General features: G+C 64.1%; 6 protein-coding genes and 3 pseudogenes. 6 read left to right on the forward strand and 3 right to left on the reverse strand.

The annotated features are described in order from the left end of the window. Together ACFWRT_RS37465 and ACFWRT_RS37470 are read left to right on the forward strand one after the other, a co-directional pair. Positions 1-85: pseudogene (locus tag ACFWRT_RS37465) on the forward strand (IS5/IS1182 family transposase); the annotation flags it as partial. 20 nt (positions 86-105) lie between these two features. Further along, the gene (locus ACFWRT_RS37470; protein WP_380956069.1) at positions 106-792 is read left to right on the forward strand and encodes a response regulator; all 687 of its coding nucleotides are present in this window, start codon (positions 106-108) and stop codon (positions 790-792) included. A 77-nt stretch (positions 793-869) separates the two neighbouring features. Here ACFWRT_RS37470 and ACFWRT_RS37475 read toward each other — a convergent pair whose 3' ends face one another. Together ACFWRT_RS37475 and ACFWRT_RS37480 are read right to left on the reverse strand one after the other, a co-directional pair. Then, on the reverse strand, positions 870-1,088 hold the full coding sequence (locus ACFWRT_RS37475; protein WP_380956071.1) for a DUF397 domain-containing protein: 219 nt from the start codon (positions 1,086-1,088) through the stop codon (positions 870-872). Then, positions 1,067-1,879, reverse strand: coding sequence for a helix-turn-helix domain-containing protein (locus ACFWRT_RS37480; RefSeq protein WP_380956072.1), 813 nt, complete (start codon positions 1,877-1,879; stop codon positions 1,067-1,069). Before ACFWRT_RS37480 ends, ACFWRT_RS37475 begins: the two co-directional genes overlap by 22 nt. 184 nt (positions 1,880-2,063) lie before the next feature. On the opposite strand from ACFWRT_RS37480, the gene ACFWRT_RS37485 reads away from it, so the two are divergent. From ACFWRT_RS37485 to ACFWRT_RS37500, 4 genes and pseudogenes are all read left to right on the forward strand, one after another. Continuing rightward, complete coding sequence (locus tag ACFWRT_RS37485) at positions 2,064-2,543, forward strand: hypothetical protein (RefSeq protein WP_380956073.1); 480 nt, start codon at positions 2,064-2,066, stop codon at positions 2,541-2,543. 462 nt (positions 2,544-3,005) lie between these two features. Continuing rightward, positions 3,006-3,377, forward strand: coding sequence for a hypothetical protein (locus ACFWRT_RS37490; RefSeq protein WP_380956075.1), 372 nt, complete (start codon positions 3,006-3,008; stop codon positions 3,375-3,377). Between the two features lie 37 nt (positions 3,378-3,414). Further along, positions 3,415-3,741: a hypothetical protein gene (locus ACFWRT_RS37495; protein ID WP_380956077.1), complete on the forward strand. Its 327-nt coding sequence runs from the start codon at positions 3,415-3,417 to the stop codon at positions 3,739-3,741. Between the two features lie 287 nt (positions 3,742-4,028). Then, a pseudogene (locus ACFWRT_RS37500) lies at positions 4,029-4,687 on the forward strand (class I SAM-dependent methyltransferase); the annotation flags it as partial. 2 nt (positions 4,688-4,689) lie between these two features. Here ACFWRT_RS37500 and ACFWRT_RS37505 read toward each other — a convergent pair. Then, a pseudogene (locus ACFWRT_RS37505) lies at positions 4,690-4,775 on the reverse strand (IS5/IS1182 family transposase); the annotation flags it as partial.

The following is a 4,775-nucleotide window of genomic DNA, read 5'->3' on the forward strand; positions in this document are numbered from 1 at the left end:
GGAACGCCGAGCCGACATCCACGAAGCCTTCCTCAAACTCGCCTGCTGCCTCATCACCCACCGACAGATCAACTCATTGTGTTAGCCGCTGTTAGCGTGTCCGGCGTGACAACGGTGCTGGTGGTGGACGACGACTTCATGGTCGCGAAATTGCACAGCCGCTACGTGTCCGCAATGGACGGTTTCGCGGTGGCCGGTGTGGCACACAACGGCGCCGAAGCCCTGCGGGCGGCCGAGCGGCTGCGCCCCGACCTGGTGCTGCTGGACATCTACCTGCCCGACATGGACGGGATCGACGTCCTGCGTGCCCTGCGCACGGCGGAGGAGCAGGACGCCTCACGCCCGAGCGCGGACGCCCTGTTCATCACGGCGGCGAGGGACGCGGGAGTGATCCGGTCGGCGCTGCGGGCCGGGGCCCTGCACTACCTGATCAAGCCGTTCAGCCGGTCCGCCCTCCAGGAGCAGCTGCGCCACGTGGCCGCGCTCCGCGCCCGCCTGGACGAGCTGGGCGAGGCGCGCCAGGAGGACGTGGACCAGATCTTCGGCACCCGCCCGCCCGGCTCCCGCGAACTCCCGAAGGGCCTGGCCGCCCCGACAGCCGACCTGGTGGAGCGCACCCTCCGCGCCCGCCCGGAGGGCCTGTCCGCCACGGAGTGCGCGGAGGCAGGCGCCCTGTCCCGGGTGAGCGCACGCCGCTACCTGGAACACTTCGCGGGCACGGGCCGCGCGGAGGTGACGCTGCGCTACGGGGGGACGGGGCGGCCGGAGCGGCGGTATCGGTGGATCGGGTGAGGCGTCGGCCGAGAGGCAGGGACCGCAAAGGGGCCCCACCGACCGGCGAAGCCCCTTTGCGTTACTGAGTTGAGCGACTAGACCGCAGCGGTCTTCGCGTACTGCACCAGACCGGCCCACGCGCCGCGCGAGAAGGCCAGGGAAGGGCCTACGGGGACCTTGCTGTCACGGACGGGGACGATGCCCGTCTCAGCAGCCACGGAGGGGCACCACTCCAGGCAGTTGCCGCCGTCCTGGCTGCTGTAACTGGACCTCACCCAAGAGGGAGTGGCCTTCACGATGCCTCCAACTGACACTTGATCATGCGGGCCGAGCCTTCCCGCGAGAGAGCTGATGCGCTGAGCACATCGTAAGACCTCGCAAGGGCCCGGACCTCGGTCGGTTCATCGATGATGGAGCCCGATCGAACGCCCTCCGTGTAGGCGATCATCCCTTCACCAGGCATGGCCAGGATGGAGAGGGACCCGTCCATCAGACTGTGCGTACCTGCATCCAGCGGAAGAACCTGGAGGAGAGAGGTGCGCTTCTCCGCGAAGTTCAGAAGAGCCGACAGCTGCTCCCGCATGGTGCCCTCGCTCCCTACTCTGCGGCGAATCACTGACTCACAAACCACCACCGACAGGTCGGGCGGGGAGGCGCTACGCCACAGTTCTTGCCGGTCCATGCGTTGCCGAACCTTGTTCTGCACCTCCGTCTCACTGGCCCTCGGCAGCCCTTCCCGTAGGAGCGCATACGCGTACGACGCCGTTTGGAGCAGGCCAGGCACGACGGTGGGGGACCACTCAAGGATGGTCAGGGCCTTGGATTCCAGCGCCAGCCGTCGCCGCGAGTGGGCGGGAAAGCCCTGCGACTCGATCTCTTCGTAGAGTCGATTGAAGAGACCATCCGTCTCGAACACCTCGTCGAGACGTCGGGGGATGTCAGGCGGGATGTGTCCTACTGAGGCCTCAAGTCGGCTGATCGTGCTTCTCGAGGTCTTCACTATCTTCGCCAACTCGGTTTGGGTCAGCCCTCTTTGACCGTGCAGCTCCCGGTGGCTTCTCAACTCCGAGGCAAACCTCTTCCGCGCGTCAACGTCCTCAGCCATTCCCCACCTCCCCTGATCACACATCTGGGCACGCAAGAGACCTCGTCATCCGCGCTGCTCAGCGGCTCTGGCATATGCCCGGCTGCTCACCATGCAGGTTGAGCGCCTGGGAACTTCACAGCGTAGTCAGGCAAGTGCAGTCTGGAAGCAGATCGAGCGGAGACCCCTCACCAGGAGTACCCACATGACCACCAGTTCCCCGCTGCCCTACGTACCGCCAGACCTCAACGAGCCCACAGAGACGGACGCATCGACCACCGTCGTCCGCCTTGTCCGAGCTCTGCGCGGTTGTGGCGTGTTCCTGGAGCAGGTTGTTCCCGAAGTCGTGAGCGGGCGCCCCGTGGTAGCCATTCACGGACGAATGAACGTGAGGACGGCCGAACGCCTTGCCGCTGGGTTGGAGAGCCTGGCGCATCTGCCGGCGAAGCCCCTCGAAGAGCTGCGACCGGAAGGCACCTTGCCTCTGGAGGTGACTCCCGACCAGGTCAAGGTCGGTGACCACCTCCCTCTCGACGGCGGCTGCTACCGCATCCGCAACATGAGAGGGGCAAGCGGGAGCAGCCGGATTCTGGAGTTGGAGGGCCGACATCTGCCCTGGATCATGACCGGCCGCCGCACCGTCTTCCGGCCGGCTGATCAGTTCCAGTTCCCTCTGCCCACATGAAACTCAACCGGGTCGTGGGGCCTTGCTGGCTCGGGTGCCACCGGGAGCGCGTACCCGTCAAGTGGTTAGGCCCTGTCCGTACGAGGGACGGCGACGGCGACATGTTCGCTTGCGACGACTGCCTGGTGACGGTCGAGCGGATGGTCTGTGAACAACTGGCCCGCCGAGATACGGACGACCTGCGGGCCCGCAGCACCACGCACCGGGCGTACCTGTAACCGAGCCGCCAGCGCGGCGACACCGACGAGCGAGTGCATGCGGTTTCGCCGCCATCGACCGATCTCGGATATCAGCACCACGAGGTTCGTGACTCACCTGGGTAGTCCGCGTTCACTATCCACTGGGCAGCCGCTGCTTGCCGCCGATTTTCGCACGAGGTCACACCAGGAGGAACAGCGAAGCGCTACCTCCCGGAGGTGTGCAAAATTCCCCAATCAGAAACCCAACGATGAAGGGCTGACTATGACAGAAAATCACTACAAGAACAGGGGCAGGATCTCCCTGAATGTCGGCGATGACGTCGGTCCGGGGTACTTCGACGATGCAGATCGCATTGAAGCCGTCTCGGCCGGAGTACAACTGGTCAATGCCTTGCGAAGGTTCGAAGTCGACTTCGACGACATCGGCGTTTCGCGAGTCTGCCACACCTGCACTGTGATCGAGGACCCCTACTTGGTGGTTCTGGGCAACCTGCGGCCGGCGGAAGCCGTGAGAATGGCGATGAAGATCGACGAGTACGCCGTCGAGTTCCAGCGTATGAGCGAGGAGGTCAAATCCCTCTCTCAGCCCACACCCAAGGAGGCGCAGGCAGAAAAGCTCGATCCCGCTGACTAGGTCCACCGCTTCCCCCCTCGCACCTGAAAGGCTTTTCGTGCAGCAGAAGTTTCACCCAGGCGGCCCGGAGTATTTCGATGACCAGGGTCGCGACTATGCGGTGGTGGCTGGTGTTGAACTGGTCAACGTGTTGCGGAAGTTGGGGGTTGAACTGGAAGGGATCGGAGTATCGGCACCGTGTGACCGGTGCTCGTCAGTGGGATGCGTCCTCGACCTGGGACCGGATGAGCCCGCTCAGGCACTGAAGATGGCCGCCACGATCAACGACTACGTCGAAGAATCCACGCGGCTCCGCGAACCGGTATCGCCGTTGCCCAGGAGGAAGCGTAAGCAAAGGGCGAAAAAACTGAACGCCACTCTGTAAACGTCACTCCCTGCCACACCACGCCCTCCGTGGCAGGGAGCGGTTCCATGTCGGTTGACCACTACTGGTGCATGCATACTCGGCAGCGCCCATCGCCTACTGGTGCGACAGCGGCTCGCTGAGGAATCAGCAAGGGGCGCGCCCATTCGGCCAGAATAGCGGGCCAATTCGGTAGAGTCAGTACGGCTCAAAGCCTGCCTTTTGATAAAATCTTAGAAGCAGATCAAACATGGCTTCCCCTGCTTCCTACGCTGGACTGGTCCACCGGTACACACGATACTGCGACCATGTCGAATCTCGAATTGACTCCCTCCGTAATGGGGTTCTATGGTGAGACGGTCAACGAGGACAGCCGCCTGCGCAGCTCGGCAGACGGCCGGATGGAATTGGTCAGGACTCAGGAGCTCTTCCGTTGTTTCCTGCCCCCGCGCCCGCGCGAGTGCTCGACGTGGGAGGGGGGACCGGGATTCACGCTGAGTGGCTAGTGAAGGACGGCTACGAAGTCACCCTGGTGGACCTCGTTCCCCGACATGTTGAGGCTGCGTCGGCGGTGTGCCCAGCAGTCGTCGGGGATGCGCGTGATCTGCCCGAGCCGGACGACACCTTCGATGTCGTGCAGCTCTACCACCTACCCGATCCAGCCGACCGGCAGAGGGCGCTAGCGGAAGCCTTTCGCGTGGCCAAGCCCGGCGGGCTCGTCGCTGCCGCCACTATCAATCGCTACGCGTCACTCCTCGAGCACGTCACGTACGCACACTTGCACACCGAACGGATCCATAACTCCGTCTCCAAGATTCTGGAGACCGCCGTTTATGGCGGGACGCGGGGGTTCACCCTGTCCTACTTTCACCGAGCCGAAGGGCTGGTGGCGGAGCTGGTCGCCTCCGGGCTGGGAGGCGTACAGGTCTTCGGTATCGAAGGCCCGGCATGGTCGCTGGTTAACAGCGGCTAACACAATGAGTTGATCTGTCGGTGGGTGATGAGGCAGCAGGCGAGTTTGAGGAAGGCTTCGTGGATGTCGGCTCGGCGTTCCC

The organism is Streptomyces cyaneofuscatus (genome assembly GCF_042718795.1).
In the GTDB taxonomy this organism is placed as follows: Bacteria; Actinomycetota; Actinomycetes; order Streptomycetales; family Streptomycetaceae; genus Streptomyces; species Streptomyces cyaneofuscatus_A.